This is a genomic window from Aliivibrio sp. S4MY1 (assembly GCF_028765545.1).
GTDB lineage: Bacteria > Pseudomonadota > Gammaproteobacteria > Enterobacterales > Vibrionaceae > Aliivibrio.
The window spans coordinates 1-22,958 of the sequence record NZ_JARACP010000016.1; the positions used below are offsets into that span (position 1 = coordinate 1).

Annotated in this window: 13 protein-coding genes; 7 read left to right on the forward strand and 6 right to left on the reverse strand. The window is 37.3% G+C overall.

The window, feature by feature from the left end:
• The 3 genes from PVK71_RS16185 to PVK71_RS16195 form a co-directional block, all read left to right on the forward strand.
• Positions 1-270 (forward strand): IS30 family transposase (locus PVK71_RS16185; RefSeq protein WP_274419998.1); only part of this gene is annotated, 270 nt, incomplete at its 5' end.
• Positions 271-278: 8 nt separating this feature from the next.
• Entirely contained in the window at positions 279-503 is a 225-nt protein-coding gene (locus tag PVK71_RS16190; RefSeq protein ID WP_274419999.1) for a hypothetical protein, read from the forward strand.
• Positions 503-658 carry a VOC family protein gene (locus PVK71_RS16195; protein WP_274420000.1) on the forward strand — a complete coding sequence of 52 codons (156 nt, stop codon included), beginning with the start codon at positions 503-505 and terminating at the stop codon, positions 656-658. Before PVK71_RS16190 ends, PVK71_RS16195 begins: the two co-directional genes overlap by 1 nt.
• Positions 659-960: 302 nt before the next feature.
• On the opposite strand, the gene PVK71_RS16200 is transcribed toward PVK71_RS16195, so the two are convergent.
• Positions 961-2,160 carry a tyrosine-type recombinase/integrase gene (locus PVK71_RS16200; protein ID WP_274420002.1) on the reverse strand — a complete coding sequence of 400 codons (1,200 nt, stop codon included), beginning with the start codon at positions 2,158-2,160 and terminating at the stop codon, positions 961-963.
• Between the two features lie 280 nt (positions 2,161-2,440).
• The gene (locus PVK71_RS16205) at positions 2,441-3,244 is read right to left on the reverse strand and encodes an EAL domain-containing protein (RefSeq protein WP_274420003.1); all 804 of its coding nucleotides are present in this window, start codon (positions 3,242-3,244) and stop codon (positions 2,441-2,443) included.
• A gap of 451 nt (positions 3,245-3,695) precedes the next feature.
• Between PVK71_RS16205 and PVK71_RS16210 the strand changes: the two genes are divergently transcribed.
• From PVK71_RS16210 to PVK71_RS16220, 3 genes are read left to right on the forward strand one after another with little or no spacing between them, the layout of a single operon-like run.
• Positions 3,696-13,766: a DUF11 domain-containing protein gene (locus tag PVK71_RS16210; RefSeq protein ID WP_274420004.1), complete on the forward strand. Its 10,071-nt coding sequence runs from the start codon at positions 3,696-3,698 to the stop codon at positions 13,764-13,766.
• Positions 13,767-13,805: 39 nt separating this feature from the next.
• Positions 13,806-17,333 carry a hypothetical protein gene (locus tag PVK71_RS16215; protein WP_274420005.1) on the forward strand — a complete coding sequence of 1,176 codons (3,528 nt, stop codon included), beginning with the start codon at positions 13,806-13,808 and terminating at the stop codon, positions 17,331-17,333.
• 11 nt (positions 17,334-17,344) lie between these two features.
• The gene (locus PVK71_RS16220) at positions 17,345-18,265 is read left to right on the forward strand and encodes an OmpA family protein (RefSeq protein ID WP_274420006.1); all 921 of its coding nucleotides are present in this window, start codon (positions 17,345-17,347) and stop codon (positions 18,263-18,265) included.
• Positions 18,266-18,358: 93 nt separating this feature from the next.
• Here the strand turns inward: PVK71_RS16220 and PVK71_RS16225 are convergent, their stop codons facing one another.
• Positions 18,359-19,186 (reverse strand): DUF2797 domain-containing protein, encoded by an 828-nt coding sequence (locus PVK71_RS16225; protein ID WP_274420008.1) that lies wholly within the window; start codon positions 19,184-19,186, stop codon positions 18,359-18,361.
• Positions 19,187-19,370: 184 nt separating this feature from the next.
• Between PVK71_RS16225 and PVK71_RS16230 the strand changes: the two genes are divergently transcribed.
• The gene (locus PVK71_RS16230; protein WP_130045872.1) at positions 19,371-20,753 is read left to right on the forward strand and encodes a DEAD/DEAH box helicase; all 1,383 of its coding nucleotides are present in this window, start codon (positions 19,371-19,373) and stop codon (positions 20,751-20,753) included.
• A 96-nt stretch (positions 20,754-20,849) separates the two neighbouring features.
• On the opposite strand, the gene ppnP is transcribed toward PVK71_RS16230, so the two are convergent.
• The 3 genes from ppnP to PVK71_RS16245 all read right to left on the reverse strand — a co-directional run bounded on the left by ppnP (position 20,850) and on the right by PVK71_RS16245 (position 22,878).
• Positions 20,850-21,131 carry a pyrimidine/purine nucleoside phosphorylase gene (ppnP, locus tag PVK71_RS16235; RefSeq protein ID WP_274420010.1) on the reverse strand — a complete coding sequence of 94 codons (282 nt, stop codon included), beginning with the start codon at positions 21,129-21,131 and terminating at the stop codon, positions 20,850-20,852.
• 67 nt (positions 21,132-21,198) lie between these two features.
• Positions 21,199-22,020: a phosphate ABC transporter substrate-binding protein gene (locus PVK71_RS16240; RefSeq protein WP_130048105.1), complete on the reverse strand. Its 822-nt coding sequence runs from the start codon at positions 22,018-22,020 to the stop codon at positions 21,199-21,201.
• A gap of 60 nt (positions 22,021-22,080) precedes the next feature.
• A complete protein-coding gene (locus PVK71_RS16245) occupies positions 22,081-22,878 on the reverse strand; it encodes a helix-turn-helix domain-containing protein (protein ID WP_274420012.1) in 798 nt (265 codons plus the stop codon).
• Positions 22,879-22,958: the final 80 nt, after the last annotated feature.

The window sequence follows — 22,958 nt, forward strand, 5'->3', positions numbered from 1 at the left end:
TTTGCGGGTCATGCTAAGATAGCTAAGCATCTGAACTGTGACATTTATTTTGCTAAACCTTACCATTCCTGGCAACGAGGTTTGAATGAAAATACCAATGGTTTACTAAGACGTTTTTTCCCAAAGGGAATGGCCATTGGAGAACTTGCTGCAAAAGAGGTTAAACAGGCAGAGTTTTTGATTAATTCGAGACCTAGAAAGGCATTAAATTTTCTGAGTCCGAGTGAGTTTTTAAACGGTAAGCGTGTGTCGGTTATTGTTACGATCTAGCAAACAATATGAAGATCGTCGATTTTGATGTGGTTAACTGGCATTTAATTATTTTTTGGCCAATAGTGATAGTTTTCCTCTCTATTAAAACGTTCAAACATTATCATGAACACCCGATTTATCGTTGGCATCCACCAGAGGAATCTTGGTTAGAGAAAGGTGGTAAGTTTAATAAGTTCGGTCTGCGTAATGGTTCATTCCTGTATGTATCAACACGTATGATAGCGTGCTAATGCCGACTACGATTCGTAACGAACACCGAGTTGTAAAAGAAGCTGCGGTTAATCATTTTTGCGTTGGTGTTAATAAAGCCGAAGACTGGATTGACCGGATTCGCCAAAAAGGCGTCGAGATATTTGAAGAGAACCATTTGAATTGGATGAATTAACCTTGAGTGGTTATTAGGGTGAGTCTTCGAAGGTGCTTATGTGGTGGTTTTTAAACTAGAAAATGCATGATTATTGATTTGAGGTTAGTTTGATTAAAAAAATAGAAGTAGTAGCGGCCATTATTCAACATGAAGGTAAAACTTTGTGTGTTCAGCGCGGTCCTCTTAAGTTAGTTGATATCTGGCATCGACTAAGGCCTCTTGCTAAAAGTCAAAAAACTAAGTGTAAGTCTGAGAGGTGATGGATGGGATATATAATCGAGCTCAGTAGCGGCTTGGTTTTATTTAATGAAGAGGCAGACTTACGCTGCCTTTTCTATATAATCACTCCACCAGCACATGATCTCTTTTCTTTGTTCTAAATAATCAGAGCGGTTGTAACTGGCTCTCACTTCATTTTGGTCGGCATGTGATAAACAAGCCTCAATCAATAAACTATCAAAGCCATGTTCGTGAAGGGCAGTAGAAGCTATAGCACGCAATCCATGAGCGACTAACTCATCTTTTAGCCCAAGACTACGCTTTATGGCTGCATTTGCTGTAAACAAGCTTATATGGCTATTTGTATCTCGCTCACCAGGAAAGACGTAATCACATCGTTTGCTTTGTAATCGAATCTGTTCCAGAATTTTGATTGCTTGTGATGTCAGCGGTATACGGTGTTCTTTTCTGCGTTTCATATTCTCAGCAGGGATAGTCCATACGCCTTTTTCTAAATCAATATCTATCCAGCGAGTTGTTGCCGCTTCCTTTGGGCGCGTCATTGTGTGCAGTTGCCATAAAATGAGCAATTTAGTTTTAGTTTGTATTGTTGAACATGAATGCAGTCGTTTTAAAAAATCAGGTAATTGCTCTGGTCGAATAGTCGGCATGTGCAAAACTGTATTTTTACGAAAGACTTTAATTATTTTTGCTAATGGATTTGCGTGTATTAAACCGTGGTTAACTGAATAATCCATGATTTGGTTAAGACTTTGGCAAATTCGTTTAACCGTCGAGTATTTCCCTTCTTTTTCTAGAGGTCGTAATACATCTATTGTTTCTACAGCAGTGATCGTAGCAACTGGAATTTTGCTCATATGAGGGAAAATATATTTTTCTAATGTCCGCCATTCTCGGTATGCATGCGCAGGAGAAACCGTTTCTTTTTTTCGTTCAAACCATTGTTCTGCAACTGCGATAAAAGTCGACGTCTGTACTCTTTTCGCCTCAAGCTCTTTATTTTGTTCAAATGACTTAGGGTTTATTTTTTGAGCTAAGAGTGTTCGGTACTCAGTTGTTTTGGAGCGAGCATTAGCCAGAGATAATTCAGGATAAGGGCCAAGTGCTATTTTTTGAATTTTTCTTGTTACAGGGTCACTGAATTTAAATTGCCATGATTTAGCCCCAGTTGGGCGCACACGCAATTGCAATCCTTCACCATCAGATAATGTAAACTCTTTCCCTGTTGGCGCTGCTGATCTTATCTTTCTATCAGTAAGACGTATTACTTGACGAGCCATGATGATTACCTCAAAACTAGATAGAAACAGTATATATTAGTTTTGGATTATGGGGTACATCCTGGGGTACTAAAAACGCTGACTTGGGGTACTATTTAGTGAACGTTAATGGACTTGTTTTTGGTTTAAGTTATTGTTTATATTTCTATTTGTTGTATTTTATTGGATTCTATTGAATCTCGTTACTTTAGACCAGGGAACCATTGGATGGACATAGCGTGAATCCTTTAAAAAATCAAAAACGCTATTTTAGCGACAAAGTGGCAAGAGTAAAGGGAAGTTACGCTGCTTGGTGTTTTTGTTGATGTAACGGTAAAGGTTTACCTATTAAAAAACCTTGAAAATATTCAACACCTAATGCTTTCATTTTTTCATACTGCAATGGTGTTTCTATGCCTTCAATAACGACTTTTGCATTTTCTTTTTTTGCTAAAGCGATCGCAGATAATAATGGTTGAGTTAATCCTTTATCGTATTGCAGAAGTAATTTACGGTCTATTTTAATGATGTGAGGGTTTAAACTGGATACTCTTTTTTTACTTGATGCTTCACAACCAAAGTCATCAATAGCCACATTAAACCCATGTTCTTTAATACCCTGAATAGCGGTAGCTAGTCCCTCTTCATCATGGTAGTGGAATTCAAGCAACTCTAGTGTCACTTGTTGGGGTGTTAAACCTAGCTGTTTTATTCGAACCTCAAGTAAAGAAATATTGATATTTTTAAGCTTATGCTGATGAAAGTGGATGGCCGACTCTGGCAATACATTAAGAAAGAGTTGGCAATGGTCAGATGCAAAGGTTGAAAAGTTTCGGATATGGATAATCCGGCTAAGTTTTTCAATATTCAATATGTCTTCTAATGAATGAGTTTTACTTTTGAAAAAAAGATCGGGGCGTATTGACGTCATTTTGTGATCAAAAATACGAAGTAGTGCCTCATACCCAATCACTTTATTTTGAATATCTACAATGGGTTGAAATACACTTTGTAATATGAAATTTTCATATTTTGAGTAGTATGAGCCACTTTTACTATCAATAAATAAGTATGGTTCAAATTCATTTGGTGTGGCTAAAATCATGCTCGACTCCCTTCAATAGCATTTGATATTGATAACTGAATCAATAAATCTAATCAAATAAATTAGAATCAATTATCGAGTTAAATCACATAATAAGGCAAAAAGAAATGGTAGGGAGTAGCAACTCAAACTAATGTAACTAAATCTAATAATGAGTAAACCTTCACTCTCATTTGGGAGGCAGTAATGTCTCTTTTCTATTTTAGGTATTTATAATTTAGAGAAATCCATTTTAATTTCAGATGATTCCTCTAGGTTAGTGAACAAAAAATGAGATATAGGTAGCACCAATATAATTTCGAAATAACATTCTCATAAATGTTACATATTATAATCTAATATTAACTAGGTTTGACATTGGTGTGACGTTTAGGTGGTTTATTCACTCTAAAGTAGATCATTGATTTATGAAGTTGTGACAGTTTAAAATTTGATTGGTGTATTAATAAGAATGTTTATTTCTCATTTAAAAAATAGTTTTAGTACTAAGCTATTTAGTTTGTTTATTGGCTTGTTTTTATCTCTCGGCGCTCACTCTGCTGATCTGACTATTGCTATTACGGCTGATAGTGCGATTTATGAAAACAATGAAATCGTATCCTATCAAGTTACTGTCACTAATGTATCTTCATTTACCATTGATGATATTTCAGTATCTTCCGAATTTATGTCTGCAATGTCAGGTTCTGAACTCGCTTTTCAATCAACGGAAATATCAGGATCTGCTACTTGGTTCTCTAATAAAGGGGATTTTAGTACGTCAGGTGACCTTATGGTTAGCAATGCGAAATTACAACAGGGTGGTGTGCTAACTTATACTGTTTTAGCAAGAGTTTCAGATACTGCTATTGCTGATGTTTCGATTCAAGCAAATGTAACTTCATCATCTGAAAGTATTGATTCAAATACACAAATTATCACGCCAGCACCTTATGAATATACATTGACTCTTTCTGTCGATAAAAGCCAATACGAATTAAACGATCTGTTAACTTATACACTAAAGGCTGAAAATACAGGCAGTTATAAAGTTCAGCACCTAGCCATTAACCAATTATTTTCCTCTTTATCGGTTGAATCGATTGATGGTTCATTAGTTTCTCCATTCTCCTCCGTTGCTATTTCTGCAAAAAAAAGTGGAACAGGCAGTCATGCAGGGGTCTTTGCTCCACAAGATGATCTTGTAGTAACTGATGCTAGTTTGGATGTTGGTGGTAGTGTTACATATACTATAAAAGCGACAGTAGTCGATAAATTAGTTGGTGACATTGTCACGTCTGCAAGCTCAACTACAAAAGATGGAGTAGTTGATAGTATTGAACTGACGACGCCACCTGTTATTGGTGAGTTGACCATTACAAACCATGAATTTGAAAATACAACGCCTTATTTGGTTAATGGTGAAATGAAAGTTCACCTGAGTGTTGAGAATACCGGTGGTGGTATTGTTCATAATTATCATGTCCAACATAACATTTCAGACTTACTGTCTACTTTAGGTAATGATTTAGATGCAATTAAGCTTGATCAGACTGATGTACAGGGTAACCCATATAACTCATGGGTATCTAAAGTAAATACAATTGGTAGCAATTCAGTATCGGCTCTTAATGACAGTGGTGAACTAACAGATACAGCATTTGATGATGTAGTATCGGTTTATCCTGGTGAGACCATCGATTATCTCATATTAGCTACAATCACTCCGGTAACTATTGGTGAAATTAAGAATTTAAGCGCAAAAGTATTAAAATCTGATGGTTCTTTGGCTAACTCAGTGAGTCAAATTACTACACCGATTAATGCTGAAAAAGTGCTACAGACAGCCGATCCAGAAATTAAAATCACCAAATTGACATCACAAAGTCAGTATACCCCTGGTGGGGAGGTGGTTTATGACATTACGGTTGAGAATACATCAAGTAAGTATTTTGCTAATAATTTGATTGTCGTTGATAAATTGTCATGTATTAAAACAGAGCAAGCGGGCGGCGAAGGTTCGGCAAGTGCTTTTAAATCATGGAAGTTAGAAGTTACCAACGGTAGTGATAATCAAGGAACAGATGCAGGTAAATTTACAGCGTCAGGTACTGGAGATGTTGTTGTTTCACCCGATGTAGCTCCCGGTAAAAAGGTCATCTATAAACTGACAGCTACGGTTAATGATACTAGCATTGGGATTATCATTGATAATGATCCAAGCTGTGCCGATGATGTAACAGAAGACGGAACAGGGGTTGAAATGCCTGATGACAGTTTATCGGTAACAAAAGATGTCGATTCTTATTATTATTCATCAGGTCAATTACTCACTTATACTATAAAAGTAACAAATAACGGCGATGGTTTTGCCGATCAAGTTTCTGTTGTTGATGATTTAGCGGCAATTATGGTGACTGATATTTATGGTAACTCAATTCCTGCTTATTCTTATTGGACCGTTACAGCAAACGCTGAACATATTGATGGAACACCTGCAAGTGCAACCGACACAGGGGTTTCAGGAGCAATTACCCACCCAAATATTTTAGATGTAAAAGCGACAATTGAACCAAAAACTACAATAACTTACACCATAAAAGCAAGAACAATTGCAACAGCAAATAGCAAAATAACCAATCAGGTGATTGTAGATGGAAAAGCAATCGCAGACAGAGGATCTGTACCAAGAGATTTCGCTGTAACGATAAATAAAGCCGTAAAAATTGATGGAGCGGCGACGTTTAGTGGAGAGCAAACCTCATACTCAAAACCGGCAACAACAGTTACGTATCAACTCGTATTAAAAAACGATAAAGCAAATGGTTATGCTACTAATGTAGATGTGGTCGATCCGATCTCCACCATCAAAGCTGATTTATTAGAGCCTGAAAATACTCAAATTCCAGTATTTACTACTTGGACAATTGCAACGCAAAAAGAAGTAATTGATGCTTCTGGTTTGTCATCACAAGAAGAAGCAGAGCTTTTGGCTGCGACTGATGTAGGTATCGTTGAAAATAATAAAGACTTAAATACAACAGCACAAATTCCGCCGAATGTTCGCATTATTTATACGATTACAGCACAGATTGACCGTACTGATGATAATAAAATTGTTTGGGGAAAGTTTAATAATATAGCCACAGTTTCTACGCCAGACAATGGAAAGTCGAATAGTGATAATGCATGGGTTCACCCTAAAGATCCGGATGTATTGGTAACTAAAACAACGCCTAATGATGTGTTTAAAGTTGGAGAAATTGTCGAGTTCAATATTTATATCTTCAATAAAGGAGCAGGGTATGCCAATGACGTAGATGTCAGTGATGATATTATTGGTATGGACGTATTTGAACCAGGCTGGACAATTCAAGCAAGTACAGAAGGACACCCTAAGAGTGGCAGTTATACTGATATAAAAGCTACATGGCCAGATGGCGGAAATATTCAATCTAGAGTAGATATTGATCCAAAAGAATCATCTGGTGATTATAATGGCATGGGCCATGTCGTTTATAAAGTCATAGGTACGGTTAAATCTGATTATATAAAAGATGAAATATCAAATACGGCAGAAATTCATGATCCTGCTACAGGTACGGATCATTCATCAACGGCAGAAATAGGTAAAGGGGCCGTAACAGAAAAATTTAATATATCGATCTTAAAAACCTCAGATAAAGTGAAAGTAGTTCCTGGTGAAGATATTACCTATACCATATCACTGTTGAACAACAGCGCGACAATAACAGCAAAAAGGCTGACTGTTGCCGATTTGATGACTCAAATTAAATCGGTACTAGCCAATGATAAAGACGATCATTTTGAAAATGATGTAGACCAGTCTCCCTTTGACTATTGGCAAATCAAACTTGATGGTGAGGCTTCTTTTGGCCCTCAAAATACGGATGATTTTATTTATCCAGCAGTAGGGTCATCTGATGTTTTAGAGCTTGCGCCACAAGAAGTAAAAACCTTCCAGATTAAGGCGAAGGTTAAAGACAATTACGTTGGTACGATGATGTCTGGTTCACTAACTAATTTGTTGCCTAATGATGCTTATGTTTATCGTGATTTTGGGGAGGTAACAGAACAATCTCATATTTCACATCATGAAAATGAAATTACTTGGAATGGTGCTGATACCATTAGACAGGTGTTGGTTAATGGTTCTTCTAATCAGTATTACAGCCCTGGTGATGAGTTAACTTATACCATCAAAGTACTTTCTAAAACGGGTTACTTAAATGATCATAAAGTGACCGAAGATATTTTAGGTTTGGATGTGCTACTAATGGATGGGACTACAGAGAACCCATTCTCAAACGTGTTTTCTGTTGATGTGATGAAAGATGACGCTAATGGTGGCCGTGGTACAACAGATGGGACACTTGATGGCACGGTTGAAGATAACAAGAACATAAACACAACCATTGATGTTGCTGGTGGTGACTATGTTCTATACACCATAAAAGGAATTGTGCGTGAAGATGCTGTAGGGGATATAGATATCGGTGGTATTACCATTCGTCCAAATGAGTTTCACTTAACCTTTTCTAAAGAAGTTGATGAGATTAACTATAAGCCGGGTGAATCTTTAACTTATCATTTGCTTATCACTAATGACGGTAAAGGTAATGCTTACGATATTCCTGTGCTTGATGAAATATCAAAAGTTCAGGTTGAGCTTGTCGATGGTAATTTAGGCTCAGCATTTATGCCTGGTTGGACAATAAACCCTGTTGTAACAGGTGGTTCTGCTGGTGGTAATGTGCAAGTTGGAACCGTTACCGATGGTAAAAATATCAATACAAGAGCTTCCATTCCAGCAGGGGCAACCATTGATTATGTGGTGGCTACAACTGTAAATCCTGAAGCGGTTGGAGACATTATTAACATACTATCGGTTAATGGTGACCGCGTGAGTGCGATATCTAAACCTGATGCTCAAAAATTTGATTATTCAAAAATCATTTTAGCTTACTACGATACTGATGGGGTTACAAAACTAAGTAGTGGTTTATCTGGATACAAGCCGGATGGATTTGTTGAATATCAAATTGAAATTATTAATGACAACGAAGTGCATCTGAATGATATTGCAATTATCGACAGAATTCGCTCAATAACAACGGAATGCTATAACATCAATACTGGCAGTATTTATACATGTCCTGCTTTTGATCGCTGGGAAATAATAACGGAAACAGATCGAAGTCCGATATCTAACCCAGGAATGGTTAAAGATAACGAGAATATTGATACCACGTTTGATTTAGCTGCAAAAAGTTCTGCTCCATTAGGCTCGTTTGTTAGATATAAAATAAAGGCTCATATTGTTGAGAGTGCGGTTGGGGAATTCAAAAATGAAGCGCTTATTGCGGGCAGATATAATGTGAGTTCTGATCGTTCCGTTATGCTACCTTCGGTCATTAAAAAAACACATAAAGCCTACTCAGATAGTGCCTTTAGTACTGTTAAAACGACTTATAATCATCAAGTAGATGACCAGAAAGTCTACTATCACTTACGTTTAGAGAATAACGGTGATGGTACTGAGTATGGCAAATCACTAGTTGAGAAGTTCTCAGACTTAAAAGTGAGATTAGCACAAACGGCTCTAGGCCAAGGTGATAACGAGAAAGGTATCGTATATCAACCAAACGGTTGGAGTGTTACAGCGACAACTTCAGGCGAATCGATGACTTCTATTGGCTCCTATGTTGGTGGTGTTAATGCAGATATTGATTTGGCTTATGTGTCTATTGCACCTAATGGATGGATCGACTTCGTAATGGAATCACAAATCCGTGACGATAGCTTAGATGCCATTCAAATTAAGCCTTTATATAATGGTAGTGGTTTTTCAAAATCACATATTAATTCAGACCCAAGTGGACTAGAAGTAACTAAAAAAATCGTATCTATTGCTGGCCAGCCTTATAGCAGTGGTGACACTTATAAGCCGGGTGACAGCGTAGAATATCAATTTGTTGTAAAAAATATTCAACCAGTTTGGCGTGACAATACCGTTATTCAAGATTTACTTTCAAATATCCAAGTGGAAGTGATTGGTGGGGCAAACGAAAGCGCATTAATTAATACGAATATTACTGATATTGTAACGACAGGGTTAGATGCGGATATTGATACCAAACCATTAGATTACGATCCTAACGATGATCTTGATATTAAAGCATCAGATGGTTTAGATATTGCCCCAATGGAAGAGATTAGTTTTACTATTACTGGTGATATTCGTGAAGATGCTGTGGGGGTTGTTGACGCCAATACAGCAGTAGGTGGTAATAACACAGTTACAACAGATCCTATTCCACCAGTAGCACCTTTATTAGTATTTGAAAAAACAGTGATTAACACAACATCAGATAGTAATACGTGTTCATTTCCGTCAACGACTGGCAGTGGTTGTCAATACAACCCAAGCGGACAAGTGACTTATGAAGTCATGGTGCGAAATGACGGAGAAGGTACTGCTAATGATATCGTAATAAAAGATCTAATTAGTGCTTTAAAAACCTCTGATGGTATTGATGCATTTACATCAAGTAATGTGCACCTTATTGAGCAGCCAGATCCTTCTCGATTTTCTATTTCAGGGCAGTATGACGGTTCATCGGACTTAAATGCAACGTTTGATTTAATGTCTGGGGACAGTTTGAAGTTTGAGATATCAGGAACGGTGTCAAATAATGCTACAGGATCAATAGTAAATACCGCTCAGATTGATGGTGTAAATTCTAATGATGTAACATTGGCAGCGGGCACGGCTAAGATAATCGCCATGAAAACGTCTGATATCAGCACTTATTCACCAGGGCAGCCAATTAAATATACTATTCAAGTATTAAATAAATCTGATACCAACAGTGAAGTGACTGTTGTTGATCTAATCTCCTCATTTATGGTGAAAACAGCGGATGGTTCAATGCAACCGGCTTTAGAGTCATGGACAATTACTTCACGTGTAGTTTCTGATGGTGATCATGATTCATCTCCAAGTTATACCGATATCAGTAGCTTACCGACAAGTGGTGATATTAATTCTGTTATAAAAATGGCAGCCAGAAATGCAGATTCAACCATGACAAACGTTGAAATTGTTATTGATGGTATGATCAGAAAAGATGCGATTGGTCAATTTACAAATACGGTTACTGTCAACGGGGCAAAGTACCAAGTTGATGTTGGTTATATTGTTCCAGAAAAGGGTGAGCTATCCGTAACAAAAAACACATCTAAAACACCAGCGACTTATGTCCCTGGAGAGACGATTGGGTTTGATGTTCAAGTTGAGAATATTGGTGGTGGCTATGTAACCAATGTCAATATTAGCGATCTAAGTAAATCAATAAAAACTGATTTTGCAGGCCAAGCTAGAGAAGGTCGTGTATTTGAACAGTGGGATGTTACTAATGTATCAGTGGTTGGTGCTGAAGCATCATTATCTCAGCCGATCGCAGGCAGTGAAATTACAGGATCTGATGGTTATGAAGTTAACTACAACATAGCACCATCACATATCATTAATCTGCATCTAGAAGGAAAAGTAAACGATGGCGCAATGGGTGACATTACCAATATTGTGAATGTTACTGATGCTGAAAATAAAATAAAAAGAGCTGAAGCAACCTATATGCCTGAAAAAGCGGCATTAACTGTGACGAAAGTGGTTGATAAATCCATCTATGAAGCTGGTGATACCTTAACGTATACCATTAAGGTGACAAATACGACTGCTGCATGGGCAAAAGACGTTCAAATTAGTGACTTTGTCTCTACGATTGAAAGTTCAACAATCGATGGTAATACAATCACAGCATTTGATTCTAATTCTATTACTATCTCAGGTAGTTCACTAACAGGACATACGGTTATCCCAACCGTTACTTCGGGTGATATTAATGGAACCATTGAGATTGCACCAAACGATGTATTGGAAATTACCATCAGCGGCAAGTTACTACCAACAATTCATGGTGAAGTTAAAAATACCGTTACAGTGGAGCTTGATGGAGTTACTCAAACCGCAGAAGCCGTCAGCCTTCCTATTATCCCAGTTGTTACCTTACTAAAAGAAGCGCCGGTTGAGACTTATATACCGGGTGAATCATCAGATTTTGTTATTACGGTGACCAATGGTACTAATGGTTTTGCCGATGACATTAAATTAGACGACATCATTTCAGCTTTAACTGTAGAAACGATAGATGGCATACAAGAGCAAGCATTCAGCCATTGGATTTTAGATGTTGAAGCGAATGATTCTGATACCGTTATAACACGAACTAGTTCGACGATTAATGAAGATATTCAGGTCAATATTGATCTCGCTCCGCTTGATACGGTGACATTTACAGTTAGCGGAGAGGTGAATGTAAAAGCCACTGGTGTTATAAAAAATACCGCCACGATGGAATTTAATGGCATAACAGTAACGGATGATGCCGAATTAAAACCTGCAGCACAAAATGTCTCTTTTATTAAAACAGTAAAAGATGGGTCTCAAGAGGCGAAATACATTGCAGGAGAAGAAGCAGAATTTCATATTACTTTAGTAAATAATGCAGCTAGCTTTGCTCAAAATATACAGATCACCGACATCATTAGTGACCTACAAGTAACGACAATCTTAGGTGCAACTGAAGATGCGTTTAGTTCATGGGATATTAATTACGATATACAAAATGATAAATACAGTACAACAACAATTGATCCTCTGCCGCTAGGGAAAGATATTAATGTTACTGTTGATTTAGCACCAAATGCGACTATTGATTTTATCGTTAAAGGTATTGTGAATCCCAATGCTCTAGGAGACATCACGAATACAGCAAGTATGGATGATGGCAGCACAACACCGATAAACTCAACTGCCGTGTTGAAGCCAGAAGAAGTGGTTCTAATGGTGAAAAAAATCGCAGATAAAGCAGAGTACACAAATGATGACGACGAAATCACCTTTACATTAGGTGTTACAAATAGAGGTTCATCAGATGTCTCTGGTGTACGTTTAGTTGATGAAATTTCCAAGCTTCAAGGGGCTAATGGTAACCCTCTATTTACAGAGTGGACGTCAAAGATCATTGAATTCCCTGGTGGAACGATAATAGATACTCAAAATTCGATTGATCTTGATTCGACTCAAACCTTAAAAGCTTATGAAGGTAATGCTTTTGAAATTATCGTTGTGGGTAAAATAGGTAAAGGCCTTGATGATGATATTACCAACACCTTTAAGGTGACTACACCAAGTGGAATCACAGCTGAAGACAGCGTCACTATACACGTTAAGAAGTTTGCAGATAATGAAGGTGAACTTCAAGTAACTAAAAGGGCACTTAAAGACAGCGCTCAAGTAGGTGATGTTATTGAGTATGAAGTGATTATTGAAAATCACAATGAAGCTGAATTTAAAGGCGTGAAGTTAGAAGATAGATACCCATCAGGTTTCCAATACCTTGAAGGTTCGACTGAAATTACTAACAGTGGTCCAGATGGCGAATTTGATACATTTGATGATGTATTTACCAACCAAGACCCAAGTATCACCAGTGTCTTAACATTCAATATTGGCGATATGTTGGCGTATGGTTCAAGCGGTTCAACAATTCAAGAGAAAGTTCGTGTTCGATACTTATTGCGAGTCACGGTAGGTGCCACATTTGGCAGTTATGTGAATACGGCTTATGCCATGACACCGGCAGAAGGAATGACAAGCGGACCATTAGAAATTAAGTCAAACATGAGCAGCGCAACGGTAGATATAACCCCTGATAAGCTATTTGATACGGCTTCAATTATCGGAAAGGTGTTTGAAGATAATAATGGTGATGGCTACCAAGCAGAAGCAACAGCCTTTGATATTACGATCACTGCTGATATTCCGTCATCCGTTTATGTAGTTAATTCAACGACTTTAGAAATTCAAGGCCAAGAAGAGGCGCTTACTGAAAAAGAAGTTGCACCAATAAATAAAAGTATCGTTATTGATCATTTATTTGGACTCTCTAGAAACAGAACCTTACCAGAGGGGAATAAAGCGGTACTGCAATTTGGAACCACCACTCGAGATAAATTTGATTTTACGGTAACGACTGAGGATGGCACTCATATACTGTTTAAAAAAGACGATTCAGTGATAACAAGCCATACCGATGAGCGAGAAAAAGGCTTAACCGGAGAAAACCTGAATATCACTCGAAACCTCTATAAAGATGGTTCGCATTATTTGTGGGAAATCATCATAGAAAATATGGGGTTATACGAGGATGGTATTCCTGGAGTTAGGTTGCTTACCGTTGAGGGGATCATTATCGAAACGGATCAATATGGTCGTTATCACGTGCCAGATCAGTGGGTGTTGGATAAAAAAGGAAAGCAGTTTCTTGTAAAGGTTGATAGTGATTCATTGCCGACAGGCATGACAGTTATTAGCGAAAATCCAAAGGTGTTACGTATCACACCGCACGCACTGACAAAATTTAATTTCAGTATTCAAAGCAAAGACGAAAAATAACTCAATATAAAAATAAGAATAGAAGTTATTAGGAGATATATGAACGTATTTAAAAAGAGTCAACTAACGGTATGCGTATTATCCGCATTGCCAATAATGGCTCTCGCAAAAAATACCGACAATTTACAGCAGTTGGACTCAGACAGCATGGGTATTTCAGTTGGCGCCCATGAACAATCAGACAGCTCTCGCATCTATTTAGAGGAAGGGGCTATTTGGGCAAGCCGTGATATCACTAAATTTAATCCAGTATTAGATTTAAGCGTCAGCGATGAAGTTGAAGTTTCGGATGGCAGTTTAGTTAATTCAGTGAATTTTTCAGTTAACACAAACTACAGTTATTACATAAAAACGTGGCAGCTAGAAGTATATCGAGGCGCTGATCGCCATTTGTCAGAGCCTTTAGTGATAAAAAAAGGCGATACTTTAGCCAATAGCACCGACATTGAATGGGATGGAACTACGGACGTCGACTATCAATTTAAGCTTGGCGAGCAATTATTGTTTAGACTTAAAGTGTGGGATAAAGATGGCAATATGGATGTTACCACTATTGGTGTGGTTGATTTAGTTCGTCCAGATAAAGATTTGTCGATAGATAAGAATGCAAATGATGAAGAAAATGGTCGTCATTTTGGTAAATCGACACTCATGCGTCACAATATACCGACTTCGTCAGGGTTGGCTAAATTTATTGGTACAGGGCTCGATGGTGTTGATAAAGTTATTATTGGTGAAGATGAGTTTGATGTTACAGAAGGAAAACTTTACGCCGAAATATTCTTACCAACTGATGCTTATCGATTTCCTACGACGGTCGTATTTGACTCTGGTGAAGAGCGTCGTTTTTCATTGTACGCACGAATTCCTGACACCTACTATGCTCAAGCCGGTTTAGCTGATTTTTATGTCGGAGCAAATCGAGTTGGTGGCAGTTCAGGAGCCTTGGAGGTTAATGACCAGTATGCTAAAGACATTTATAACCAAGGACGTCTGGCGTACTTTGGACAGGGTAAATTTGGAGATAAACTGCGCGTTGTAGCCCATGTTGATACCAAAGAAAGCGCCGTAAAAGACATGTTTAAAAATCCATTTGCTGCTGATGATAGTTCTACTGTCTTTGATATCGTCGATGGTGATGATGAGATGATGTATGGTAATTATGGTGATGGTGCGAACATACAAAAAGTAGTTAATACCAAAGGTAAGGTCTATTTAGATGTCCAGTATGATAAGTCTCAATACCTATGGGGTAACTTTAATACGGGAATTACCGGAACAGATAATGGTGATTATAACCGAAGCCTTTATGGTTTTAGAGGGGATTATCGAACAAGGGAAACAACCATATATGGTGAAGATCGCTTAAACATTGTCGGTTTTGCATCACAAGCAGATTCTTTGTATTCACATGACGAATTTTTAGGTACTGGCGGTTCACTGTATTTCCTACAGCATGGTGAAGTACTTCCTGGTAGTGACAAAGTCATGATAAAAGTCATGAATAAAGACAGTGGTATTGTCGAGAAAGAACTTCCATTACAACCTGGTCGAGATTATGAAATTGATGAGTACCAAGGCCGAATTATTTTAACGCGTCCTTTATCGGATATTGTTTCAGATAGTTTTGGTTCGGTCATTGATGATTCTCCACGTGGTGGTTATGAGAATTACCTTTCTGTTGATTATGAGTATGTTCCTCGCGGAAAAGATGCTCAAGATGCAATGGCTTATGGTGGCCGAGTTAAAGGTTGGGCGAACGATTATATTGGTATTGGTGCTACTTATATAACGGAAGAGAAAGACAGCCAAGATTACGAATTGTATTCAACAGACCTCACGCTTCGAGCAACTGAAGGTACTTATTTAAAAACAGAATTTGGTCATACGACAGGAACACAAGCAGACAGTAACTTTGTCTCTTTTGATGGCGGTTTGACTTTCACACCAATTTCATCAGGTAATACGGATGATCGTGAAGGGAATAACATTCAAGTGCTTGGTGTTGCAAGTTTATATGACTTAGCACCTGATTTATTTGGTGCAGTAGGTAATGACGTTAAAGCGTGGTACAAATCTAAAGATGCTGGCTACTCTTATGCAAGCCAAAGCGACGATTTAGAGCAAGAGTCTTACGGTACTGAAGTTCGCTTACAAGTAAGTGATCGTGTTCAAGTTTCTACACGTTTTACATCGATGGAAGAGAAAGAGTTAGACGGGACCTTAGAAACAGACACTGAGCAAGTTGAAGCAGAAGCGCAATTTTTGGTTACTGAACATATAAAACTGTCAGTTGCTGGTAAACATATTAAAGAGCTGAATCAGCAAAAAGAATCAGGAACCGGCTCATTAGCAGGAGCAAAAGCAGAGTACCTCTGGGATAGTGAAAATAGTGTCTATATTAAAGGCCAAACAACGGTAGATGCGACAGATTCTTATGATGATAATGACAGTATAACTGTAGGTGCAGAAACTCGTGTACTAGATGATTTAACATTAGGCGGCACGTATACAACGGGCAGTCGAGGTGATGCTGCAGAAGCAACGGTAAATTATGATGTAACTCAAGATTACTCGACTTATGTCACCTATGTTGATGATAATTATCAAGATCAGAATAACGTTATTTTAGGCCAGAGAGCTGCGTTAACACAAACTATCGATTTCTATCAAGAAAACCAATTTGTTAATGAGAATAATGGCAAAGGCCGCATTGACTCGTTTGGCTTTGATAATGAATTTACCGATGATATTGATATCGGTATTGCTTACCAGCAAGGTGAAATTGAATATAATAATGATCCGAACAATAGTATTACTGGCATTGTCTATCGTAAGGCAGTGAGCTTTAATGTTAGCTTCGATCTCGATGATGTCTTATTGAAGAATAAGATTGAATACCGCGTAGATGAAACTGAAGAAACCAATGAAAAAATAGAGCAATGGGTAACAACCAACAGCTACACTCATCATTTAACGGAAGAATACACTGTATTTGGTAAGTTTAATTATTCTCGCTCTGAGAATGAAACAAACAATGAAATGTTAGCGCGATTTATTGAATCAAGCATCGGCTTAGCCTACCGTCCTATTTATAACGATAAACTTAACCTGTTAGCTCGCTATACCTACTTAGTTGATTTTGATAATTTAAATCGAAATGTAGAATATTCTGATGAAGAAAGTCATATCATCGAGACAGAAGCAATTTATTCGTGGGATGCGCATTGGGACTTTGGTGCAAAATACGCTTATAAAGATAAATACGAACGTTTTGATCGAGCTTCTGGTGCTACTGTTGATGTCAACAGCCAAATCTATTTAACGGGTCTTAGCGCCTCTTATCGTATTATGAAAAATTGGGATGTCACTGGGCAATATCATTGGAAAGTTGATACACAATATGACGAACTGGAAGATGGCGCATTAATTTCATTTAATAAACACCTAACAGATAACTTTAAAATGGGGATTGGTTATAACTTCTCTCGTTTTGATGACAACTTAACGAATGATGATGATTACGATGCTAAGGGGGTATTTATCAACCTCATTGGTAAAATTTAAAGGAAGTTGAAATGAATAGAAAAAAACAATTACTGATTGGGTTAAGTATTCTTTCTTTATTTGGGTGCAGTACAGACACCTATGTTAGCCAAGAGAATATTGATAAATACGATGAACGAGTTCAAAAGTTTTTAATCGCAGAGTGTTTAGTCCCTCAGCGAGAAATTCAGATTGGAGTTGCGGAGCATTTTGAATTTGATCAATCAGAAATAATGGAAGCTGATTTTCCATCATTGAATCAGTTTGTTCGTGATATTGAAAAGCTAAAAGGACGAGTTGCTATTGTTGGTCATACGGATTATCAAGGATCAGTAAAATACAATGAGCAGTTGTCACTTAGACGAGCTGAGTCAATAAAAGCGTACTTACTGCAAAATCTTAATGCTGACAATTATGAATGGGAAATAAAATACTACGGTGAGAAAAAGCCAGTTGTAGAGGGGAAAACTTTAGAAGCAAACGCCGCTAACCGTCGTGCTTTTTTAGTGTTTGAGCAAACCGTCGAAAAAGAGATGAACCCTGCTTGTTTGCCACCAGAGCCTAAACGTAAAGTGTATGTGACTATGGCATCTCATTTTGATTTTGATAAATCAATATTGAAAGAGAAAGATAAGGTTGAGTTAGACAAATTAGCGTTGAAATTAGAAGGGTTAACTGGACGAATTTTAATTGCAGGCCATACGGATTATCAAGGCTCTGTAAGTTATAACGAAAAGCTAGCCAGAGAACGTTCCATTGCGGTACAAGAATACTTAAAAACAAGAGTAGACCCAACGCAGTTTGTATGGGAAGTAAAATCATTTGGTGAAAACGCACCTATCGTTGAAGAGCACTCTTTAAAGGCTAATGCTGAAAACCGTCGTGCATTTGTTGTTTTTAAAGAAGGTCCTTTACCTGAAGATAAGATTGAATCTTTGACAGAGAAAGAGTGATTTTTATTAAAGATTTTTCTAAGTAGCACTTGCCTTAGGCATAAACAATTAGGAAAGGGCATTCATTTTTATAACAATGAATGCCCTTTTAAGTTACGCAGTCACAGTTACTTCATAAGAACCGAATTTACGAATATTAATTACACCCGTATCAAACAGTAAATATTGACCTTTAATGCCATTTAATACGCCAGTAACTTCAGGATTTTTATCAAAATTATGGCTGACAATTTTGGTTGGAAATTCATTAACAGGGAATGCGATATCAAGAATATTTTCATCTAATAGTTCAACAGAGTCTGCACCGTGTTCAGTTTGAATTTTCGCAATGGCTTCTTCAACTTTTGGTAATAGTTCTAATGCCGCTTCTTTTAAGGCTAGAGGCTCATTATTGCCTTTTAAAAGCGTACGCCAATTGGTCTTATCTGCGATTAATTTTGCTAATTCAATTTCAACTAATCCTGAAATTAAACGGTTCTTAACTTTAGCAATAGGTAACCCTTGTGTTGCACCTTGGTCAATCCAGCGCGTTGGGATTTGAGTGTGACGAGTAATACCTACCTTTAAACTTGAAGTGTTTGATAGATAAACATAATGTTCAACAAAACAGTTAGCTTCTCCCCATTGTGGCTCACGACAAGTCCCTTCAGCAAAATGACAAGTTTCTGGTTTCATGATGCACATATCACAGCTTGCCAGTTTTTTCATACAGACAAAGCAGTGACCTTGAGAGTAGCTTTTCTTTGTTTTTTTACCACAAGAGCAACAAAAAATATTGCCCGTATGCGTTAATGTCAGTGTTTGACCAATGAGTGCGTTGAGTTCGACCTCTTCGTCTCCTACCGGTAGTCGATATTGTACTGCGCCATCAAGTAGGGATGCGCGCATTTTTGCTATTGTTCCAGTGATTTGAATGCTCATAGACTTCTCTATTACTTATTATATAAAAGATATTTATCGAAGGTTTTTATTATTAAAGATATTGTCTATCTTATCGTTTATTGAGGCATTGTAGCAAAGTGGTGGGTGAGTGTAAGTGACCAAATGAAGAATTATGTGCAAGGTTAAAGGAGTCTTATGCTATACTCCGCCTCATTAGACCAGAATGACTGGTTATCCATCAATAATACTCGAAATTGGAGTGCAGCTTTTGCAATTTAAAGATTTAGGTTTAGATAATCGCCTATTAAAAAATCTCGCTCACCAGAACATCAAAAAACCAACTGAAATTCAGCGTAAAGCAGTTCCTATTGCGATGGCAGGAAAAGACATTCTTGCATCATCAAAAACAGGGTCAGGTAAAACACTCGCGTTTGTATTACCAATGCTTCATAAATCACTAAAATCAAAGTCGTTTTCTAAAAATGATCCACGAGCTGTGATTTTAGCGCCAACACGTGAACTAGCAAAACAAGTATATACGCACCTACGTGCAATGTTGGGCGGGTTAACGTACGATGCAGCATTGATCACTGGTGGTGAAAACTTTAATGATCAAGTAAATGCACTGCGTAAATTCCCTAAATTTATCGTAGCAACTCCTGGTCGTTTAGCTGATCACATAGAGCATCAATCTTTATTCTTAAATGGATTAGAAATGCTTATTCTTGATGAAGCAGACCGTATGCTTGACTTAGGTTTTGCAGATCATCTTCAGAAAATTCATCAAGCAGCAAACCATCGTCGTCGTCAAACTTTAATGTTCTCTGCAACGTTAGATCATGATGCGGTAACTCAGTTTGCAGGCAACATGTTGGATAACCCTAAGTTTGTTTCTGTTGGTTTATCTACCGATGAGCATACAGATATTACGCAAAGCTTTTACTTGTGTGATCACTTAGATCATAAGCAAGCGTTGTTAGATAAAATCATTGAAACGGAAAAATACTTCCAAATCATGATCTTTACAGCAACACGTGTTGATACCGATCGTTTAACTAATTTACTGAACGAACGTAACCTTAAAGCCGTTGCATTAAGTGGTGACATGAATCAAACCGCTCGTAATAACATCATGAGCCAGTTTGAGCGTCGCGCACATAAAATACTAGTGACAACAGATGTTGCTTCGCGTGGTTTAGATTTAACTAGCGTAACTCACGTTATCAATTTCGATATGCCAAAACATATGGAAGAATACGTTCACCGTGTTGGTCGTACAGGGCGTGCTGGTAAGAAAGGTACAGCGATTTCTCTTGTTGGACCAAAAGACTGGGAAAGCTTTAAGCGTATAGAGAATTTCTTACAAAAAGAATTAACGTTCTCTGTATTTGAAGATCTAAAAGGCAAATTCAAAGGGCTTGTACCGAAGAAGAAACGTACGTTTGTGAAGAAAGCAGATGCTAAGAAAAATACAGCAAAACGCGGAACTCATAAGCCAAAAACAGCGAAGAAACGTGATAATTCATTCCACACTAACGTAGCAGTGGGTGATCAAGTGTTTATGCCAAAGAAAAAGCCAAAAAAATTAGTAGTAGATGACGAATAAACCGTTGTTTATACATTAAGAATATAAAAAGCCAAGTGAACTTTCATTCACTTGGCTTTTTTATTAAATAACGGAGTAAATTGTATACTCTAGTGATTATAAATACTCACATAAGTATGCGGTTTCAACTTCAACTTTAACGTCAAATGAAGAGTTGCCTTCAACTGAGAAATCTTCTCCAGAACTAAACACAACCCAATCAGCATCCGTAGAGCGCTTTATAGTAAGAGCGCCAGTGATTACAGACATTTTCTCTGCTGCATTTGTTCCAAAAGTATAGTTACCCGGTAACATAACACCAACAGAAATTGAATTATTCTTTTGAACAAAGCCAATTGATTTAACGTTGTCTTCAAAATAGCTATTTACAGTTAACATGGTTCTTCCTTGTTGTGATTCTGACTGTATTAATTTTCACAATAAATTATTCACTATTTTATTTCAACTATTCTTTTACATAACCTAATGATTTTATTTTAGAAATTGATTGCTTTGAGTTTATGTAATCAATGAATTTTTGTGAATCAGAAGGAAGGTCTTCATTTTTATATACAAACAAGAAAGGACGAGACAATGGGTATTTTTTATCAGAGATGGATTCTGTGCTTGGTGAAATACCATTAATTTTAACAACTTGCAATTGTGCTAGATCACCAATCGATCCCGCAGAAACATAACCAATCGCGTGTGGGTTACGTGCCACAATACTCTTAACCATACTTGTACCGTTTACAACAATCGCTTTTTTGCTGATATCAGAAACTGTAAATGAGTTGATTTCTTTGGTTAGTTTAAGGTGTTTTTCAAATGAAAAGCGAGAGCCTGATGCTATTTCTCTTGTTATAACAGCAATCTCTTTGTCTTCACCACCAACTTGTTTCCAGTTAGTAATATCTCCATGATAGATCTTCCATATATTATCAGCAGAAAGGTTATTAATTGGATTATCTGGGTGGGTGATAATAGCAATTGCATCATAGGCGATAAGATTTGAAGAAAGAGACAGTTTTTCTTTAGGCGTAAGTTGACGAGAGCTAATCGCTAAACTGACTATATTATTTTCCAACATAGTTATGCCAGCACTAGAGCCAATGCTTTGTAAATCAATGGAGGGTTTGGTTGCTTGATTATACTCTTCAATAAAAGGCTCTAATAAAGTAGAAACAGAGGTCGAACCTGCAATAACCATATTGTTATCGGCGGCAAAAAGGGTTGAGCTAAAAAGTAATCCCGTGATAAAAGTGGTGTAACTGAGTGCTTTAAACATGACTTAAATCCATAATAAAAAAAAGCATCATAAAGTCAAAATGTTACACCAATGTGACACTTAAGGTTGTATAGATTCTCGAAACTCTTTCGGAGTCCTCCCATGAACAGACTTAAAGCAGGTGCTAAAATGAGCAGCTGTTTTAAATCCTGTTTCATAGGCAATTTCAGTAATGGTTTTACGTGTTATGCGTAATTGAGTTGCGGCATAGTTAATGCGTTTCACTTTAACTAAATGTGCAAAAGAAAGTTTATCCGATTGTAGTTTTCGTTTGAGTGTTGATGCGGACATCCCTAATTTCGGTGCGACAGCATCAATGGTTAAATCGGCAGAAATATTATCTTCTACATATTGAATCAATTGCTGTGAGGTGGTTAGGATAGAAATACGATGTATAAAAGCAATTAAGTCCGGATATTCATGCACCATTTCACTTAATAAAGCCAGCACCATAAATTCAAGTGAATCATCGGTAGCGCCTTCTGCTAATTGGCTTTTTATCAGATCTAATATTTTATTTACTGATGTGTTTTCAGGCGTAAAAATGAAAGACTCTCTGTCTGACGCCGTATGTGCGGTGTTATTGGTATAAGTAATAAATTTTTGAAAAAGACTGACATCAATGACTAATGATTCGGCTTTAAAATGACCATTTTCATTAATCATTTTTACTTTTGATATGTCACCAGAGCTGTAAAGTAAAAAATCGCCAGCATTAAGGGTAATAGGTTTGCCTGATTTATCACAGTAATGAAATTGGCCTGATTTAACAATAAATACGCCATTTCGTTCCACTGGATAGCGATCAGATTTTCTTCGGGTTTGGGTGTTAAATTGGTGTAATTCAATTGGTGACATGATGAATTTCCTCTAAATACTCGAGATTTAGTGTAAACTTACTTATTGAAAAATCAAGAGTATAAGTTCACAGTCTCAGA